The following is a 17,816-nucleotide window of genomic DNA, read 5'->3' as shown; positions in this document are numbered from 1 at the left end:
TGCGTCAGTTGCCGCTCGGCCAGGAGATCTCCACCCGGCGGTTCTTCTGCCGGCCCTCCTCGGTGCTGTTGTCGTACAGCGGGTAGTCCTCGCTGTAGCCGCGGACGTTGAAGGTGATGCCGGACGGGTCCTCGATCAGCTCCAGCAGCACCGTCTGGGTGTTGCGCGCGCGGTTGGCGGACAGGGTCACGCCGTTCTCGTACGAGCCCAGGTTGTCGGTGAAGCCGAAGACGTTCACCTGCTCCGGCTGGTACTCGTCGATCGCGGCGGCCACCTCGGCGAGCGCGGCGCGGGACTCCTCGGTGATCTCGTCGCTGTTCTTGCCGAACACCACGTCCGTCTGCAGCGTGAACTTGTGCTGGCCCCCGGTGCGTTCCTCGCGCTGTTCCCCACCCGTTCCCGGGTTGGGGACCGGATCGGGGTCCGGGTCGGGGTTCGCGGGCGGTGGCTCCTCATTGCTGCCACCGCTGTTCGGCGGCGGATCCGCCGCACTGCCCAGGTCCTCCGTGATGAATTTGATGTCCAGCACCCGCGGCTCGGCCAGGGTGGCCCCGTCGCCCAGCATCAGTCCCGGAGCGTTCGCGTCGATGTCCGGCACCGCGGGGGCCTCGTAGCCGGGCGGCTGCTCGAACGTGTCGTCGCCCTCGTCCGCCAGTGCCGGGGTGCTCCAGGCCAGCACCGCGACGGTGCCGACGGCGGCGACCAGCGACACGCGGACGGGCACATGGGGTCGATACGTCATCTGGCTCGCCTCTCAGCGGATCTCAAGGGTGGCGGGCGGCATGTTGCCGATCTGGAACTGCACCTCGGTGGTGGCCGGATCGGGCTCCGGGAACTGGGCGAACCACTCGACGGTCTCGCCCTGCGGGATCCCCGGACCGAACCCCGTGCACAGGCAGCGGCCACTGGTGTCGCGGAGAATCAGGTACCGCTTCCCCTCCTCCGCGGCGACCAGGGACGAACCCGCCATGGAGAAGGCGTTGTCCCGCAGTTCCCGCTCGGGACCGGCCCAGCCCACGTCGAACCAGGTCTCACTGCTGTCGTTCCGGATGGTCCCCTCCACGGTGAGGAACCCTCCGGCCTCCCGCTGCGCGCGGGTGAACGTGAGGGTGATGCCACCCTCTCCCGTGCTCTCCGCCAGCACCTCGGTGGAGCCGGAATCGTCCGGCGCGTCGTCACCCGGCGCGTCGTCCTGCTCACCACCACCGTCACCGGCGCCGCCGCCGGACGACTGCGCGGTGTCATCGCCGCCCGTGCCGGCGTTGTCGTCGTCGCCCCCGCCTCCGCTGCAACTGGCCACCGCGATCACCAGGGCAGCCCCGAGAGCGACAACGATGAGGATGAGGCGGGACTTGCTGTCGCGGAGATCCATCTGCTCGCTTTTCCTTTGCGTTCACTCGTCGAGGGTCATTCGTCCAGGTACACCCGGAACAGGTCGCGGGCGTCGGGCCAGGTCTCCTCGTCCTGCGGGTCGAACGACCAGCGCCGATCCTCTTCGCAGCGGAGTTCGACGAGATCTTCCTCGTCGGTGTCCACATCGCACAGGCCCCTGATCACCGCGGTCGCCCGCGCCTGGGCCGTCTGCTGCTCCGTGCCGGGGATGAGGGAGTCGCCGACCGTACGGCCGGTCTCCACCGTCACGGTGTAGCCGGTCCGTGCGCGGTCCGGATCGCAGGAGGCCACCGTGGCGTTGTTCCGCCCGGCCAGCCGGGCGGCGGCCTCGCACGCCGAACCCACGGCGAACCCGTCACCGGCCACGATGTCGCCCCAGTCACCGCCTCCGTCCAGCAGCCGGTCCCTGGCCTCCTGGGCGGCGGCCAGCGCGGCGGCGTCGGCCGCCGACTGCCCCTCGCTGCGCACCACGGCGGCCTGGGCGAAGACCAGAAAGAGGAAGGCGGCCAGGAGGGTCAGCGTCACCACCGCGATGTACAGCGGAAAGACCGCCCCCCGGTCACCGCCCCGACCGGCGGGTATCAGTTGCCCAGGACGCTGGTCACCGCTCGCTGAATGGCGTTGCTGATCTGCGTGTCCAGCCCCAGACTGAACACCACACCCACGATCGCCGCGATCAGCAGCAGCAGGCCCGCGTACTCCACGAAGCCCGCGCCGCGGTCGGTGTGGCGGCGGGTCGTCAGGTGGGTGACGACCGTCTTTCTCCAGTTCAGCAGCATCCTGCTCATGGCGTCCTTTTCCCCCGGCCGGCCCCGTTCCGCCCGGCTTGCTCATGCCCCGAGGTGGTATGTGCCCGGCATCGGGGTCCGGGGAATGACTCTGCCCGGAAGACGCCTGGTTGAAGCGTGGACGCAGCATGCCCGACCCCCTCCCGCTCGCCGCGGGCCAACCCGTACACACACCTGTCGGCACTGACTGTGCCACACCCGGGGCCAGTTGGGCAGGGAGACCTCGGCAAAGGCACCGTATCGTGGCCGGCGCGGCCGGGCGGGCGGGGTTCAGCGGCCGTTCAGGATGTCCGTGATGTTGGTGCCGGAGCCCAGGATCATGCCCGCCACGATCACGATCATCGTGGCCGGCACCATGAACACCAGCGTCGCCAGCGTCGCCTTGGGGATCGCCTTCGCCGCGCGGCGGCGGGCGTTCTGGGCGTCCGTGCGGCGCATGTCGGTGGCGATCTGTACCAGCGTGTCGGCGATCGGCGCGCCGAGTTCCTCGCCCTGCTGGAGGGCCGTGACGAACTGGTTCACCGGCTCGGAGTCGTTGCGGCGCCGCAGGTCGTCGAAGGCCTGGCGGCGGGAGACGCCCATGTCCATCTGCCGCAGCGTGATGCGGATCTCGTCCGCCCACGGCCCCTCGTAGCGGGCGGAGACCCGCTCCAGTGCCTGCCGGAAGCCGAGACCGGCGGAGACGACCACCGCCAGCACGTCCAGGAAGTCGGGGAGCGTGCGGTCGATGACGTCCCGGCGTTCCCTGATGCTCTGCCAGATCACCGCGTCCGCCGCGAACGCGCCGAAGCCGAGGGCGAACAGTGCGAAGAACGGCCAGCCGTTGCCGAGGAAGATCAGCGTCAGCAGCACCCCGAAGACGCCGTAGACCGCGCGCCGGGCCGCGTAGCGCTCCACCGTCAGGCCCTGCGGGTTGCCGGCCTGGTCGATCCTGCGGCGTTTGCGCTCCACCCGCTCCGGGCCCATCAGCCGCAGCACCAGCGGGGCGAAGCGTATCCCCAGCCGGTCGACGGCGGACCCGGCCACCGTCACCCGGGTGGCCCCGATCTCCAGCGCCAGCGCCAGATCGGGCGGCAGCGGCGAGGGCGTGCGCAGCAGCCGTATCGCGGTCACGATGCCGAGGACCGCGGCGCCCATCGCCAGGCCGAGCAGCAGTGCGAGCATGCGTCAGCGCCCCTTCTCAGACGTCGATCCGGCCGAAGCGGCGGACCACCACGAAGCCGACCGCGTACAGTGCCAGCGCGATCACCATCGCGATCTGGCCGCCCGGGCTCGCCGTGACCCGGCCCAGCGCGCCGGGCGCCATGCCGTTGATCATCAGCAGCGCGCCCAGGCCGAGCAGCGGCACGGTGACGGCGGTGGCGTTGACCTCGGCGAGCATGGTGCGCACCTCGCGCCGGGTCTCCTTGCGCTCCTCCAGGGTGGCGGTCAGATTGCGCAGCGAGCCGACCATGGAGCCGCCCGCCCGGTTGGCCAGTATCAACGTCGTGACCAGGACGTTCAGTTCGCGCGAGGGCAGCCGCTCGCCCAGTTCGCCCAGTGCCTCGTCCAGGGACCGGCCGACGGTGAGCTGGTTGGCGACCAGGGCGAGTTCGGCGCCGGCCGGGTCGTCCATCTCCTCGGCCGCCATCGACAGGGCGGTGCGCAGCGCCAGGCCGGCGGCCGTGCCGTTGGCGATCAGCCGGGCCAGCTCGGGGAGCTGGCCGATGAACTTCTCGGTGCGTTTGGTGCGCTGCCAGCCGAGGAACGCGTTGCCGCCCCAGATCGCGAGGAGGCCGAAGACCGGCCCGAAGAACGGTGCGAGGAGCACATGGCCCACCGCCCACAGCGCGGCCATCGCGCCCAGCACGTACGCGACGTACTCGCCGGACGTCAGTTCCAGGCCGGTGGACTGGAGCTTCAGCCGGATCGACCGGCCGACGCGGGTGCCGCGCAGCCGCTGGTCGAGGGCGGCGAACGGGCGGTCCCCGTCCCGCCCGCCGCCGGCCCCCGCGGGGGCGGCGCCCTCCGGCCCGCCCGCGGAGAGCCGCGCCAGCAGCGCGCGCCGGGCGGCGCGGCCGGTGACGTACACGTAGCACCCGGCGACCGCGAGCACCAGCGCGCCGAGCGCCAGGCTGAGGGTGACCCGCGCCGCGCCGCTGTCCAGGGCGATGCCCATCTGCGCTTCCACTCCTGCCACTACCGCGCCTCTCTGGTGGCCAGCTGGCTGTCGTCCAGGTGGACGCCGAACGCCTGCGGGATCTGTTCGCCCGCCAGGTACAGCCGGTCGGCGATGGCGCGCGGTATCGGGTAGTGCCGGAATCGGCCGTGCACGGTGCCGTCGGGGGTGAGCGGTTCGGCGCCGAAGTCGGCGACGGTGGCGATGGTGAACGGCTGCCGGCCGTGCGAGGCGAGCACCGCGATCTCGCTGAGGCGGCGGGTGCCGTCCGGGTGCCGTACCAGTTGGACGATGACGTCCACGGCGCTGTTGATCTGGTCGCGCAGCGCTTCGAAGGGGACCTTGATCTCGGACATGGAGGCCAGGGTCTGGAGCCGCAGGAGCGCGTCCTCGGCGCTGTTGGCGTGCACGGTGGCGAGCGAGCCGTCGTGGCCGGTGGACATGGCCTGGAGCATGTCGAGGGTTTCCCCGCCGCGCACCTCGCCGACGATGACGCGGTCGGGGCGCATGCGCAGGGAGTTGCGCACCAGGTCGCGGATGGTGACCTCGCCCTTGCCCTCGATGTTGGGGGGCCGGGACTCCAGGCGGATGACGTGGCTCTGCTGGAGCTGGAGTTCGGCGGCGTCCTCGACGGTGACGATGCGCTCGCCCTCGGGGATCAGGCCGGAGAGCGCGTTGAGGAGCGTGGTCTTCCCAGAGCCGGTGCCGCCCGAGACGATGATGTTGAGTTTGGCGCGCACCAGCCCGGCGAGCAGCAGCACCAGGTGTTCGTCCAGGGTGCCGAAGCCGACGAGTTCGGCGAGGGTGTACGCGCGCGGGAAGCGGCGGATGGTGAGGGCGGGGCCGGACAGGGACAGCGGCGGGATGATGACGTTGACCCGTTCGCCGGTGGGGAGCCGGGCGTCGACCATCGGGTTGGACTCGTCCACGCGGCGGTTGACGGTGGAGACGATCCGTTCGATGGTCTGCATGAGCTGGTCCTCGGAGGCGAAGCGCAGCGGCAGTTGTTCCACGCGGCCGGAGCGTTCGACGAAGATCTGGTCGGGCCCGTTGACCATGATCTCGGTGATGGAGGCGTCCTCCAGGAGGGGTTCGAGGATGCCCAGGCCCAGCGCCTCGTCGACGACGCGGCGGATGAGCAGGGCGCGCTGCTGGGTGGAGAGGACCGGCCCCTCGCGACTGAGGATGTGGCCGAGGACGCGCTCCAGCCGGTCGCGGCGGTCGGCCGTGGAGAGCGCCGACATCTCCGCGAGGTCGATCTCCTCCAGGAGTTTGGCGCGGTAGACGGCGACGAGGCGGTCCTGCTCGCCGGGCCCGGGGCCGGCTCCCGGCTCCTGCTGGGCGTGGACGCGTGCTCTCAGGCCCATCGCTGCGGTCCCTTCGTCAGTCGCATGGCATGGTCACCGTCTTGCTGGCCTCGCCGAGGTTGTTCAGGAAGGGCAGGACCGAGGGCACCGTGACGTGTGCGGTGACGGTGGCCGTCTCGCCGCAGGCGGAGAGTTCGAAGCGGGTGTTCCCGGCCAGCCAGCCGCTCATCGCGGCCCGCCCGCTGGTCTGGTACAGGTCGGCGATCTCGTCCTGGGAGGCGGTACGGGCGGCGGCGCGGGCCGCCGATCCGGCCTGGAGCGCCGTGTAGCCGGCGATGCCGAGCTGGAGCGCGGCCAGCGCGACGATCAGCAGCAGCGGCAGCCAGCCGGCGAACTCCACGGCGGTGACGCCGCGGTCGCCGCGCGAGGTGCGGGCCCGGCGCCTCACGGTCCCTCCTGGACGGCGCCGGCGGTGCCGGAGATGGTGATGGGGAGGTTGAAGGCGCCGGGGAAGAGCACCGGCACCCGGAGTTCGACGCGGGCCTGGCGGACCTCGCCCTGGAGCGGGCAGGACACGCTCATCGACCAGGAGTCGGGGATGTGGGCGCGGGCGGCCTCGCCGCAGGCGCCTTCGCCGCCGCCGGCCGCGGCCCCGGCGCGGGCGGCCTCGTCGGCGGCGTTGCCCGCGAGGTGGAAGCCGTAGCCGATGACGGCGCACTGGAGGACGACCGCGAGCATCAGCAGGATGAGCGGGAACATCCCGGTGAACTCGACGAGCACCGCGCCCCGGTCGGACCGGGCGGAGCGCGCGGGCGGCGCGGCGTGCGCGGGCCGGGCGGCGCGCACGGGCCGGGCGCGGTGCGGGCGGCGCGCGCGGTGCCCGGACGGCGCGGGCCCGGCGCCGTCCCGGTGCGGTGCGGCCGGGAGCGCCGGGCTCATCCCCGGCGTCCCTTGCGCCGGCTGCCGCCCCCGCCGCCGGCCGGCTGCGGGGCGGCGAGGCCGAGTTCGGTGGCGAGGGCCCACATCGCGCGGCGGACCGGGCCCTTGGCGTCCAGGTCCTGGATGCGGCCGGCGTCCTGCGCCTCCTGGAGCTCCCGGAAGTTGGCGGGCACCGGCTGGCGGGCGACCTGGGTGCCGGTGATCCGCGCGATCAGCTGCGGCTGGATGGCGCTGGAGCGGCTGAGCCGGTTGACGACGGTGACCACCCCTTCGGCCTTGCGGATCTGGAGCCGGTCCCACATGCGCACCATGCGGTTGACGGCGCGGACCGCGATCACGTCCGGGGTGGTGACCAGCAGCGCGGTGTCGGCCAGTTCGACGGCGGCGGCGGTGGCGGCGTTCATCTGGGAGCCGCAGTCGACGATCACCGTGTCGTACCGGGCCCGCACCGCCGTGAGCAGGTGCCGGGCCGTGGTGTCGGTGACGTCCTCGCCGCGTTCGCCCTCGGCCGGGGCGATGAGCATCGACAGTCCGGTGCGGTGGGTGAACACCGCCTCGGCCAGCACCTGCGGGGAGATGTCGCCGATGCCCGCGAGGTCGGCCAGCGAGCGGCGGAACTGCACGTCGAAGAAGGAGCCGACGTCGCCGCTGAGCAGGTCGAGGTCGACGAGGACCACGCCGCGTCCCTCGGCGGGCGCGGAGCCCTGGGCGGCCAGCGCCAGCTGGGTGGCCAGCAGGGTGGCCCCCACGCCGCCCTTGGCGCCGGAGACGGTGACGAGCCGGCCGCCGGGGCCGGTGCCGGGGCTGTCGCCCAGGCCCAGGTGGCGCCGCATCCCGGCGGCCCACTGGGCGGCTGCGGCCAGCCGGGTGGACAGTTCCTCGAAGGACAGCGGCAGTCCGGCCAGCCCGCGCGCGCCGGCGTCCATCGCCGCCGAGTACAGTCCGGCGGTCGGATCGGCGGAGACCAGCACCACGCCGACCGCGGGGAAGCGCAGCGCCACTTCGCGGATCAGCTCCAGCGCGGGCAGCGGCCCGATCCGTTCGTGGATGATCACCACTTCGGGCAGCCCGGCGACCGACTCGTGGGAGAGCGCGGCGAGGGTGTCCAGCAGGGTGACGGAGTCGGGCACCGAGCGCATCGGTTCGCTGCCGGGCAGCCGGCTGAGCAGCGTGATCAGTGAGCGCGCGGTGTCCGGGTCGCCCACCGCCGGGAGAATGCGCGTCGTCATCCAAGCCACCCCAACCCCATGCTCGTCACGGAATCTGCCCCAGCGGGAGGCCGCTGTGCGGGCTGCCGGCCAGGTCGCCCACGATGGTGTACGTGCGCTCCTCCTCCGGGATCTCCTGCTCCTCCCCGGGAGCGACCAGGGCCAATCGCACCTGCTCGGCGAAGGCTTCGGCGAAGGTGACCCGCTCGGCGTCCAGGTGGTCGAGGGCGAAGGTGATCGGCACGGCCTCGGTGGTACGGCGGTCCTCCTCGACCTCGGTCAGGTCGCCGACCTCGATCACCTCGGCGTTGTTGACCATCAGCCGGACCATCTCGATCTCGTCGCCGTCGTCGGTCCCGGTCTCCCGTACCCGGTAGGCCGCGTACAGGTTGATCTTCGCGCCGGGGTAGATCTTGCCGGCGACGCCGGTGGAGGCGTCGATCAGTACCGCGATCTCCTGCTGGCCGGGGGCAAGTTCCGGCCGGTCGGCGATCATGTCCCGCTGGAGCAGCGAGCCCTCGGTCAGCGGGGAGAGGGCGACCTTGCCCTCGATCTGCGCCAGGTCGGTGACCGCCGAGTCGGATATGTAGCGCTCGGGGATGGAGACTTCGCGCAGCTGGTCGGCGCGCAGCTCGGTGTAGGGCTCGATGTCCTCGCCCAGCTCGTACGCCGTCACTTCGGGGCCGACCTTCGACTCCACGTCGTTGATCACCGCGACCACCCCGGCGAACGCGCCGAGGGCGAGCAGGGCCGAGACGAGCAGCAGCAGGAAGCCGCGGCGCTGACGAGCATTCATGGAGTCTTTTTACCTTCTGCGTCGGACAGCGCGTCGGCCGTTGGGGATATCGGTGCCAAAATGCGGCTCACCGCGCCAGCGCCTTGCGGTGGCCGCCGCCGATCGCCGGGCGCTCCCGTCCGGTGGATACCGGCGCCGAACAGAAGGCGCAGCGGTCGCCGATGAGGGTGAAACCGCACCAGTGGCAGGCTTCCTGACGCATCGAGGACACCATCTGGTAGAGCAGTGAGGCGTCGTGGATGGCGGCGGCGAACTCCACCAGCTTGGGGGTGTGCCACCAGCCGGGCGACTGCGCGGGCAGCGGCACCGGGTGCACCCCCTGCACCTGCCACTGCCGGGCCAGCGGGCCGGTGACCCAGGCGGTGTCGAACCGGCCGGCGGCGTAGGTGAGGGTGGTGGCGAACTGCGGCCCGGCCAGGCCGGCCGCGCCGGAGCGGTCGCCCGCCGGTACCAGCTGGGCGGTGGGGCGGGCGAGGACGGCGTGCGGTGCGGAGACGGCCGAGCGCGGTCCGGTCACCGGCGGCAGGGGGACCGGCAGCCGGTCGGTGCGCGCGGCCGAGCCGAGCAGCGCGCCCGCGTAGATGTAGTGCGACAGCAGCCGGGTGGCGGCGCCGAGCACCCCGGGGCTGAAGTCGCACACCGACAACTGCCGCAGCTGGCGCACCAGTACGGCGGCGCCCAGCGGGGGCAGCGAGGTGGACAGCAGCGCGATGCGGTCGCTCTCCAGCATGGCGCGTACGGCGTGCAGCCGCTGGACGTGGGCGCGGGGGGTGGTGGCCGGGTAGACGGCGATCACATGGCCGTGCCGCTCCAGCAGCCCGGCCGTCTCCGCCAGGGCGGTGGGGAAGTCCTGTTCGCCCGGCGGGGTGAGGACATGGGCACCGGGGGTGTGCGGATCGGTGGCCGGCAGCACCAGGTCGGCGCTGGTCACCGCGATGGCGATCGGCATACCACCCCCTGTCGTCGGGGCGAAGCCTATCGGCAGCCGGGCGCGCTCCGGTAGCTGAGGGCGTAGGCCGGCTTGCCCGGCTTGCTGTCGGTCATCGGGGCGGACAGCGCGGCGAACTCCTTGCTGTCGAAGGCGTCCAGGCGTCCGAGTTCGGCTGCGGTGCGTCCGCTGCCGGGCAGCGGGGTGCCGGCGTCGAGGGCGACCATGGCGCGGGCGGTGTCCTCGATGAGGGCGAGGTAGGTGCCGAGGTCGGTGCGGTCGTGCCGGGCCGGGTCGAGGGCGGGCTGGGTGCGCAGCCACTGGGCCCAGAAGAACTCCAGGAATTCCGGGGCCGGTCCGTCGGCGAGGTCCGGCTTGCGGTAGCCGATGTCGCGGGTGAAGTAGACCAGGGAGCGGTACGGGTCGTCCGCCATGGTGCGCAGGCCGAGCCGGGTGGGCAGCTGGGCGGACGTGATGGGACGGTCGGCGGCGTCGCGCAGCCAGAGGTAGCCGCGGTCGTTCATCTCGCGCCAGAAGTCGCGCTCGGAGAGCCGGCTGAGGTTGTCGGTGACCCGGACCCGGATCTTCATGTTCTTGCCGCCGTCGGGCATTTCCAGAAAGCTGGTGAAGGTGTGGTGGCCGTCGGTGAGGTAGAGACGGCCCCGCGGGCCGACCACGACGGTCTTCATGGCGGCGAGCGACTCGGCGGTCTCCTGGCCGAGCGGGATGGTGCAGGTGAAGCGCTGGGGCTTGTCGAGGCGGGCATCGGGGCGGACGGTGGCGGCCTCGCCCTGGCCGTTGGCCTCGCACCAGTCGTCGTACTTCTTGTTGGGCTTGCCCCGGTCCTCGTCCTTGGTGCTGGTGTAGCGGCCCAGCTTGTAGCGGATCTGGTCGTGGCCGAGCGCGGCCTGGGTGGGCCGCAGTTCGTCCAGGCGCACGGTGATCAGCTCCCCGGCGCGCGGCTTGGCCGCGGCTGCCGCCGCCGGGGTGCCGGTGGTCGCGGGGGCGGCGGTGGCGGCGGTGGCCGTGCCCAGCGTGGTGAGTGCGGTCAGGACGGTGAGCAGCAGCGCGAGGCGCCGCGGGGTCCGGGAGCGGGTCATACCGGACACCGTCACAGGGGCCGGTGACCTGCGGGTGGCGTCCGGGTGGCGGGCCGGGGAAGCGGCGGGCTCAGAAGAAGGTGCGGATGTAGTCGGTGACGGTGCCGTCGCCCGCGACCAGGGGGATCAGCGGCCACTTCTCGAAGACGGTGCAGGGGTGGGAGAGTCCCAGGCCCACCCAGTCGCCGACCTCGGGCAGCCGGGGGGCGGGTCCCTCCGGCGCGGCGTCCGGGTCGGGCACCACGAAGGCGTGCTGGTCGGCGAGGCGGGAGACCAGCAGTCCGGTGCCGCTGCGGACCGTGCCGCGGGCGTCGCGCACGATCTGCACCTCGGGCCGGCCCAGGTCGTAACTGACGTCCCGCTTTCCGGCGTTGACGAGCGCCAGGCCCGGCTCCGGGCGGGAGACGACTTGGGTCCACAGCCGGAAGGCGGGCAGCAGCGAGCCCTCCCCCGGGACGCGGCGGAAGGGGGTGGCCGCGCGGTAGCGGCCGTCGTCGTGGCTGATGTACGCGCCGGAGCGGAGCATCTTGCACACCGGCCGGGAGAGGTCGGGCAGTTCCTCGAAGACCTCGGCGACCGCGTCGAACCAGGCGCTGCCGCCGGCGCTGACGATGATCTCGGGGGCGTCGGCGAACCGGCCGGCCTTGTCGAACTCCACGGCCAGGGAGCACAGGGCGTTCAGCCACTCCCGTACGGTGTCGCCGTCCGCGTCCGGCAGTTCGCCCTCGTAGCCGCCGACGCCGACCAGCAGCAGCGATTCGGTGTCCGCGACGGCGTCGGCGACGGCGGCGGCCTGCCGGGCGTCGCGCACTCCGGCGCGCGCGCCGGGCGCGCCGAGTTCGACGACGACCTCCACCGGGCGGGCACCGCCGGCGGCGCGCAGCGTCTCGTCCATCAGCTCGACGCCGCGGACCGAGTCGACGTAGCAGACACAGCGGAACTCGGCGTCCTCCTCCAGTTCGCCGGCCAGCCAGGTGAGCGCGGCGGTGTCGACGAGTTCGTTGGCGAGGAAGACGCGGCGCACGCCGAAGGCGCGGGCGACACGGACCTGGTGCGGTACGGCCAGGGTGATGCCCCAGGCGCCGGCGTCCAGCTGCCGCTGGAAGAGCTGCGGGGCCATGGAGGTCTTGCCGTGCGGAGCGAGGGCCAGTCCGTGCCGGGCGGCGAAGCGGTCGAGGGACCGTACGTTGTGGTCGACGGCCTCGGCGGACAGGGTCAGGACGGGGGTGGTGAAGCCGCCGGTGTACAGGTCGCGGCGCTGGGCCCGCAGCCGTCCGACGGTGCTCCCGGCCGCGTCGGGCGGCAGGCCCTTGAAGCGGTGGTCGACGATCTCGTCCGCGAGCTGGTCCAGTGCGGCGGTGCTCATGGCGTCTCCAGGGGCGGGAGCGGGGCGGCGGCGGGAGGGGCGGGGGCCGTTCTCTTCCCTAGCACCGGGTAGCGCACCGGTCAACGCAGTGCGATCGGCCGAGGCCATGGGGGCTCGCACCGGTGGGGGAAAACACAGGGCGTCCCGCGGTACGCGGTCGTAAGGTGGCGGACATGCAGGTGACCCAATCGGCGAAGCTCGCCAATGTCTGTTATGAAATCCGCGGCCCCGTTCTCGAGGAGGCCATGCGGCTCGAAGCGGCGGGTCACCGCATCCTCAAGCTGAACACGGGCAATCCGGCGGCGTTCGACTTCGAGTGCCCGCCGGAGATCCTGGAGGACATTCTGCGCAATGTCTCCAGCGCCCACGGGTACGGCGACGCCAAGGGGCTGCTGTCGGCGCGGCGCGCGGTGATGCAGCACTACCAGACCAAGGGCATCCAGCTGTCGGTGGAGGACATCTACCTGGGCAACGGGGTCTCCGAGCTGATCCAGATGTCGATGCAGGCGATGCTCGACAACGGTGACGAGGTGCTGGTGCCGGCCCCGGACTATCCGCTGTGGACGGCGTCGGTGTCGCTGGCCGGCGGCACGGCGGTGCACTACCGGTGCGACGAGCAGTCCGAGTGGATGCCCGACATCGCGGACATCGAGCGGAAGATCACCGATCGCACCAAGGCGCTGGTGGTGATCAACCCGAACAACCCGACCGGGGCCGTATACAGCGAGGAGATGCTGCGGCAGCTGGCGGATGTGGCGCGGCGGCACCGGCTGGTGCTGTGTTCGGACGAGATCTACGACCGGATCCTGTACGACGGTGCCACCCACACCCCGCTGGCGGCGATCGCGCCGGATGTGCTGACGCTGACGTTCAACGGTCTGTCGAAGAACTACCGGGTGGCCGGGTTCCGCAGCGGCTGGCTGGCGGTGTGCGGGCCGAAGGAGAACGCGGGCAGCTACATCGAAGGGCTGACGATCCTCGCGAACATGCGGCTGTGCGCGAACATGCCGGCGCAGCACGCGGTGGCCGCCGCGCTGTTCGGGCGGCAGTCGATCGAGCAGTTGGTGCTGCCGCAGGGCCGGATCGGGGCGCAGCGGGATGTGACGTACGACCTGCTCACCCAGATCCCCGGGGTGACCTGCGTCAAGCCGAAGGGCGCGCTGTACGCGTTCCCGCGGCTCGACCCCAAGGTGTACAAGATCAAGGACGACCGGCAGATGGTGCTGGATCTGCTGCGGGCCGAGAAGATCATGATCGTGCACGGTACGGGCTTCAACTGGCCGGAGCCGGATCACTTCCGGATCGTGACGCTGCCGTCGGTGACCCAGCTGACGGACGCGATCACCCGGATCGGCACCTTCCTGGACGGGTACCAGCAGTACTGATCAGGGCCGGCCCTCCTCGGGCTCCTCGCCGGTGGTGTCCTCGACATCGGCCCCCGCCTCGGCGGCGGCGTCGGCCTCACCCTCGGTGAGGTCGTCCGGGTCGTCGAGGGCGGCGAGGCAGAACGGCCAGTCGCGGAAGTCCTCGTGCTGGGCCCACAGCCGGTAGGCGCTCTGGATGTTCCACTCGGGGTCCAGGGCGTCCCGCTGGGTGCCGCCGAGGTCGCGCAGCCGGGAGTCGGAGATCTGGAACAGGCCCCAGTTGCGGGTGCCGTTCTCGTTGGCGAGGACGTAGAGCGGGTCGAGCAGGGACTGGCAGCCGGAGATGCGGACCGCCTGGTCACCGGCCTCGCCGGGGAACACCTCGCGGATGCGCTCGACGACCTGCTCCTCGCTCCAGCTGGTCATGCTGACGTCGGATTCGTACAGCGCCTCTTTGGTGCCGTCGCCCACCACGCCGTTGACGGGCAGACCGGCCAGGACCTGGAAGGCGGTGACCCGGCGCAGGGTCTCGGGGCCGAACTGGGCGTCGATGTCGATGGAGACGCCGCGGTCGGCGAGCAGGGTCTGGAGTTCTTCGACGCAGCCGTCGTGCTGGCCCATGGTGATGGGCTCGGCGCAGGGGTCGCGGAAGAGCATCCGGTCGTCCCCGCGGTCGTCGGTCTGTCCTTCGGAGGCGGCGCTGCCGGAGGGGGCGGTCTTGTCCCACAGCAGGAAGGTGACGGTGACGGCGAGGACGGCCGCCGCCGCTCCCGCCACCAGCCAGCGGCGGGACCGGGACGACCCGGCCGGGCCCCGTACCGGCCCCGGTCCCTGGTCGGGGGACCCGGTCGGTGCGGGGTCGGCTGCGGAGGTGCCGGCCGGCTCGGTCACCGGCCCGGCCCCGGTGGCCGGCTCGGGTGACGGGTGCGTTTCCTCCCCCGTCGTCACCTCTGCCGGGCCGGGACCGTCTCCCCGCCGGTAGGCCTCATCGGCCAGCACCCACAACCGGTGCAGCTCGGTCAGGGCGGCCCGGTCGGCCTTGCAGGCCCGCGCGAGGCGTTCCACGGTCGCGAACTCGCCCGGGACCCCCTTTCCCGTGCAGTAGCGGTGCAGTGTGGAACGGCTCACCCCGATGCGGCGGGCCAGTGATTCGAAGCTGTGGCTGGTGCCGTCCTTCAACTGGCGCAGTCGCTCGGCGAATGCCTCGATAGCGACCGCACCATCGCGCCCCTCGGGCATCTCTCCCCCAGTGATCCACGTGCCTGTCACCGGCAGCTTAGTGACCAGCGGGGGATCCCGCTACCCTCCGTTACGAATTCGATTACTCTCGGCCAACATTGGATCGTTCAAGAGCGCCCCGTTTGGCTTGTTCGAGGCGTTCCAGCTCCAGCCGCGCTTCGGCTCCGATGGATTGTTCGACTTCTTGTTGGGCACGTTCCACCTCCTCGTGAAGCCCCGTTTCCAGCTGGCATTCCAAGTCCGTGCGGGCCAGCTCCCGCTCCCGCTCCCCGGCGGCCTGCGGAGCCACCCCCTCGGACAGCAGCTCCCGGATCTCCCGGCGCGGATCCTCCAGCGACCGGTAGGCGAGCCCCCGCTCCGCCATGCAGCTCGCCCACAGGGCCTCGGCCCCCCGGAAGCCCCCCGACTCCCGGGTCAGCTCGATGACCTCGTGGCTCAGCTCCGCCATCGCGTAGTAGAGATCCGGCCATTCGGGCCCGTACAGCTCGGCCCGTGCGGCGCCCACACAGGACTGCGCGTCGTAGCCGGCGACGGCCCTCCCACGCGACAGCACCTCGTGGTCGTTCTCCTCCTCTCCCAGCAGCGCCCGCCGCCAGATCTGCTCTTCCTCCTCGCTCAGCCCGGCCAGATGGTCCTCGTTGGGATCGGCCGGCGGACCGGCCAGGTACTCCGCGCTCATGCCGTAACCGTCGCTCTCCGCCCCTGCGGGCCGCAGCAGTGCGTACGGACTGGCCGTGGCGGCCGGCGAACCCTCCCGGTGACCGGGAGAGAGATAGCGGTGGCCACGTTCCCGCATACAGGCCCGCACCTTCGCCTCCTCCGCCTCCCACAGCGCCTTCGCCTGGTCCGCGGAGAAGTCGACGGCGCCGCCCAGCGGTCGTGGATCGGGCGGCTCGGGCGGGGCCTCGCGGCCGGACACGGTACATCCGGCCACGAGGATCACCACCCCGGCGAGCAGCAGCAGCGCGGGACGGAACGGGCTCAGCACCACCGGTCGCGGGCCGGCCCCGCGGACCTCGCCGGTCCCGCGGCCCCCGCCGCGCTCCCGGCCCCCGTGTGCGGCACCCTGGTCCGCTTCTTCATCCCGACACCCTCCACTGTGCGTGGTCACCACGGCCGTGCGCCGCGGTCCGGAAGAAGAGTGCCCCCTGCCCTCCCCCACCGGTCAACGCACAGCCGCCGCTCCGGGACGATGGGACGCAGAACACCATCTGACCTGCACTTTTCTCCAGCTGTGGGACGCCGCGCGGGACACGGGGCCGGGCAGCACAAAGCCGGCCCCCGCACGCCGTCGGGCGGGGGCCGGCTTGTCGTGGCGGTGACGGAGGGTGTTCGCCTCGGTCACCGGGTCAGGCGCGGTCGGGCGCGGGCAGCTGCCGCAGCCGCTCGACCAGCGCGTGGTACTCGTCCCACAGCGCGCGCGGCGTGTGGTCGCCGAAGGTGTCCAGGTGGGCCGGGATCAGGGCGGCCTCGCGCCGCCACACCTCCCGGTCGACCTCCAGCAGGAACTCCAGGTCGCCGTCCTTCAGGCCGAGCCCGTCCACGTCCAGGGAACCCGGGGCGGGCAGCACGCCGAGCGGCGAGTCCACCCCGGCCGCCTCGCCGCCCAGCCGCTGGACGATCCACTTCAGCACCCGGCTGTTCTCGCCGAAGCCCGGCCACACGAACCGGCCCTCGGCGTCCTTCTTGAACCAGTTGACGTAGTAGATCTTCGGCAGCTTCGCCGGGTCGGCCGCCTGCTGCCCCATCCGCAGCCAGTGCCCGAAGTAGTCGCCCATGTTGTAGCCGCAGAACGGCAGCATCGCGAACGGGTCGTGCCGCAGCTCCCCAACCGTGCCCTCGGCCGCCGCGGTCTTCTCGGAGGCGACGTTGGCGCCCAGGAAGACGCCGTGCTGCCAGTCGAAGGACTCGGTCACCAGCGGAACGGCGGTGGCCCGGCGTCCGCCGAACAGGATCGCGGAGATCGGCACCCCGGCCGGGTCCTCCCACTCCGGGGCGATGGTCGGGCACTGGGCGGCGGGCACGGTGAAGCGGGCGTTGGGGTGCGCGGCCGGGGTCCCGGACTGCGGCGTCCAGTCGTTGCCGCGCCAGTCCGTCAGATGGGCGGGCGGCTCCTCCGTCATGCCCTCCCACCACACGTCGCCGTCGTCGGTGAGGGCGACATTGGTGAAGACGGAGTTGCCCCACAGCGTCTTCATGGCGTTGGCGTTGGTCTGCTCGCCGGTGCCGGGCGCGACGCCGAAGAAGCCGGCCTCCGGGTTGATGGCGTACAGCCGGCCGTCGGCGCCGAACCGCATCCAGGCGATGTCGTCACCGATGGTCTCCACGGTCCAGCCGGGGATGGTGGGCTGGAGCATGGCGAGGTTGGTCTTGCCGCAGGCGGAGGGGAAGGCGGCGGCGATGTAGCGGGCCTCGCCGGTGGGCGGGGTGAGCTTGAGGATGAGCATGTGCTCGGCCAGCCAGCCCTCGTCCCTGGCCATGACGGAGGCGATGCGCAGGGCATAGCACTTCTTGCCGAGCAGCGCGTTGCCGCCGTACCCCGAGCCGTAGGACCAGATCTCGCGGGTCTCGGGGAAGTGCGAGATGTACTTGGTGGTGTTGCAGGGCCAGGGCACGTCCTGCTCGCCGGGTGCGAGCGGGGCGCCCACCGAGTGGACGGCGCGGACGAACTCGCCGTCGGTGCCGAGCTGTTCGAGGACGGCGCTGCCCATCCGGGTCATGGTGCGCATGGCGACCGCGACGTAAGCGGAGTCGGTCAGCTCGACGCCGAGGGCGGACAGCGGGGAGCCGAGCGGGCCCATGCAGAACGGGACGACGTACAGGGTGCGTCCGCGCATCGAGCCGCGGAAGAGGCCGTCCTCGCCGCTGAAGATCTCCCGCATCTCGGCGGGGTCCTTCCAGTGGTTGGTGGGTCCGGCGTCCACCTCGCGCTCGGAGCAGATGAAGGTGCGGTCCTCGACCCGGGCCACATCGGTGGGGTCGGAGGCCGCGTAGTAGGAGTGCGGCCTCTTCACGGGGTCGAGTTCCGTGAACGTGCCCCGCTGGACCAGTTCCGCGCACAGCCGGTCGTACTCGGCCTGGGAGCCGTCGCACCATACGACCCGGTCGGGCTGGGTGAGGTCCGCGATCTCCGTCACCCAGGCGAGCAGCTCGCGGTGACGGGTGGGCGCGGGATCCGTGCTGTCGGTGGTGTCGGGACCGGCTGATGTCAGGGTCACGATCACTCCTGAG

Annotated in this window: 18 protein-coding genes; 1 reads left to right on the top strand and 17 read right to left on the bottom strand. The window is 72.1% G+C overall.

Annotation, left to right across the window (positions count from 1 at the left end):
* Positions 1 to 4: 4 nt before the first annotated feature.
* The 14 genes from BM385_RS15305 to BM385_RS15240 form a co-directional block, all read right to left on the bottom strand.
* Positions 5 to 742, bottom strand: coding sequence for an OmpA family protein (locus BM385_RS15305; protein WP_139275181.1), 738 nt, complete (start codon positions 740 to 742; stop codon positions 5 to 7).
* Positions 743 to 754: 12 nt separating this feature from the next.
* Complete coding sequence (locus tag BM385_RS15300) at positions 755 to 1,372, bottom strand: hypothetical protein (RefSeq protein ID WP_093843380.1); 618 nt, start codon at positions 1,370 to 1,372, stop codon at positions 755 to 757.
* A gap of 35 nt (positions 1,373 to 1,407) precedes the next feature.
* Positions 1,408 to 1,917: a hypothetical protein gene (locus tag BM385_RS15295; RefSeq protein ID WP_246337928.1), complete on the bottom strand. Its 510-nt coding sequence runs from the start codon at positions 1,915 to 1,917 to the stop codon at positions 1,408 to 1,410.
* A gap of 56 nt (positions 1,918 to 1,973) precedes the next feature.
* Complete coding sequence (locus tag BM385_RS15290) at positions 1,974 to 2,180, bottom strand: hypothetical protein (protein WP_380979166.1); 207 nt, start codon at positions 2,178 to 2,180, stop codon at positions 1,974 to 1,976.
* A 270-nt stretch (positions 2,181 to 2,450) separates the two neighbouring features.
* Positions 2,451 to 3,344: a DUF5936 domain-containing protein gene (locus BM385_RS15285; RefSeq protein ID WP_019434811.1), complete on the bottom strand. Its 894-nt coding sequence runs from the start codon at positions 3,342 to 3,344 to the stop codon at positions 2,451 to 2,453.
* Positions 3,345 to 3,360: 16 nt separating this feature from the next.
* Positions 3,361 to 4,338 (bottom strand): type II secretion system F family protein, encoded by a 978-nt coding sequence (locus tag BM385_RS15280; RefSeq protein WP_019434810.1) that lies wholly within the window; start codon positions 4,336 to 4,338, stop codon positions 3,361 to 3,363.
* A 20-nt stretch (positions 4,339 to 4,358) separates the two neighbouring features.
* Entirely contained in the window at positions 4,359 to 5,705 is a 1,347-nt protein-coding gene (locus tag BM385_RS15275; protein WP_019434809.1) for a TadA family conjugal transfer-associated ATPase, read from the bottom strand.
* Positions 5,706 to 5,721: 16 nt separating this feature from the next.
* Complete coding sequence (locus BM385_RS15270) at positions 5,722 to 6,093, bottom strand: TadE/TadG family type IV pilus assembly protein (RefSeq protein ID WP_093843377.1); 372 nt, start codon at positions 6,091 to 6,093, stop codon at positions 5,722 to 5,724.
* Positions 6,090 to 6,584: a TadE/TadG family type IV pilus assembly protein gene (locus BM385_RS15265; RefSeq protein WP_093843376.1), complete on the bottom strand. Its 495-nt coding sequence runs from the start codon at positions 6,582 to 6,584 to the stop codon at positions 6,090 to 6,092. Before BM385_RS15265 ends, BM385_RS15270 begins: the two co-directional genes overlap by 4 nt.
* On the bottom strand, positions 6,581 to 7,813 hold the full coding sequence (locus BM385_RS15260; protein WP_093843375.1) for a CpaE/TadZ family protein: 1,233 nt from the start codon (positions 7,811 to 7,813) through the stop codon (positions 6,581 to 6,583). Before BM385_RS15260 ends, BM385_RS15265 begins: the two co-directional genes overlap by 4 nt.
* Before the next feature lie 25 nt (positions 7,814 to 7,838).
* Positions 7,839 to 8,588: a Flp pilus assembly protein CpaB gene (gene cpaB, locus BM385_RS15255; RefSeq protein WP_019431411.1), complete on the bottom strand. Its 750-nt coding sequence runs from the start codon at positions 8,586 to 8,588 to the stop codon at positions 7,839 to 7,841.
* A gap of 67 nt (positions 8,589 to 8,655) precedes the next feature.
* Positions 8,656 to 9,537: a hypothetical protein gene (locus BM385_RS15250; protein WP_093843374.1), complete on the bottom strand. Its 882-nt coding sequence runs from the start codon at positions 9,535 to 9,537 to the stop codon at positions 8,656 to 8,658.
* A 26-nt stretch (positions 9,538 to 9,563) separates the two neighbouring features.
* On the bottom strand, positions 9,564 to 10,616 hold the full coding sequence (locus BM385_RS15245) for a ParB/Srx family N-terminal domain-containing protein (RefSeq protein WP_093843373.1): 1,053 nt from the start codon (positions 10,614 to 10,616) through the stop codon (positions 9,564 to 9,566).
* A gap of 70 nt (positions 10,617 to 10,686) precedes the next feature.
* Entirely contained in the window at positions 10,687 to 11,982 is a 1,296-nt protein-coding gene (locus BM385_RS15240) for an alanine racemase (RefSeq protein ID WP_093843372.1), read from the bottom strand.
* A 173-nt stretch (positions 11,983 to 12,155) separates the two neighbouring features.
* On the opposite strand from BM385_RS15240, the gene BM385_RS15235 reads away from it, so the two are divergent.
* Positions 12,156 to 13,367 (top strand): pyridoxal phosphate-dependent aminotransferase, encoded by a 1,212-nt coding sequence (locus tag BM385_RS15235; RefSeq protein ID WP_026047007.1) that lies wholly within the window; start codon positions 12,156 to 12,158, stop codon positions 13,365 to 13,367.
* On the opposite strand, the gene BM385_RS15230 is transcribed toward BM385_RS15235, so the two are convergent.
* The 3 genes from BM385_RS15230 to BM385_RS15220 all read right to left on the bottom strand — a co-directional run bounded on the left by BM385_RS15230 (position 13,368) and on the right by BM385_RS15220 (position 17,803).
* Complete coding sequence (locus BM385_RS15230; RefSeq protein WP_093843371.1) at positions 13,368 to 14,585, bottom strand: helix-turn-helix domain-containing protein; 1,218 nt, start codon at positions 14,583 to 14,585, stop codon at positions 13,368 to 13,370.
* Between the two features lie 82 nt (positions 14,586 to 14,667).
* Positions 14,668 to 15,573 carry a hypothetical protein gene (locus BM385_RS15225; RefSeq protein WP_139275180.1) on the bottom strand — a complete coding sequence of 302 codons (906 nt, stop codon included), beginning with the start codon at positions 15,571 to 15,573 and terminating at the stop codon, positions 14,668 to 14,670.
* Positions 15,574 to 15,934: 361 nt separating this feature from the next.
* Positions 15,935 to 17,803 carry a phosphoenolpyruvate carboxykinase (GTP) gene (locus tag BM385_RS15220; RefSeq protein WP_019431417.1) on the bottom strand — a complete coding sequence of 623 codons (1,869 nt, stop codon included), beginning with the start codon at positions 17,801 to 17,803 and terminating at the stop codon, positions 15,935 to 15,937.
* Between the last annotated feature and the right edge of the window lie 13 nt (positions 17,804 to 17,816).

The organism is Streptomyces harbinensis, from assembly GCF_900116145.1.
In the GTDB taxonomy this organism is placed as follows: domain Bacteria; phylum Actinomycetota; class Actinomycetes; order Streptomycetales; family Streptomycetaceae; genus Streptomyces; species Streptomyces carpaticus.
The sequence above is the reverse complement of the archived record's forward strand: the minus strand, read 5'-3'. Positions and strand labels throughout refer to the sequence as shown.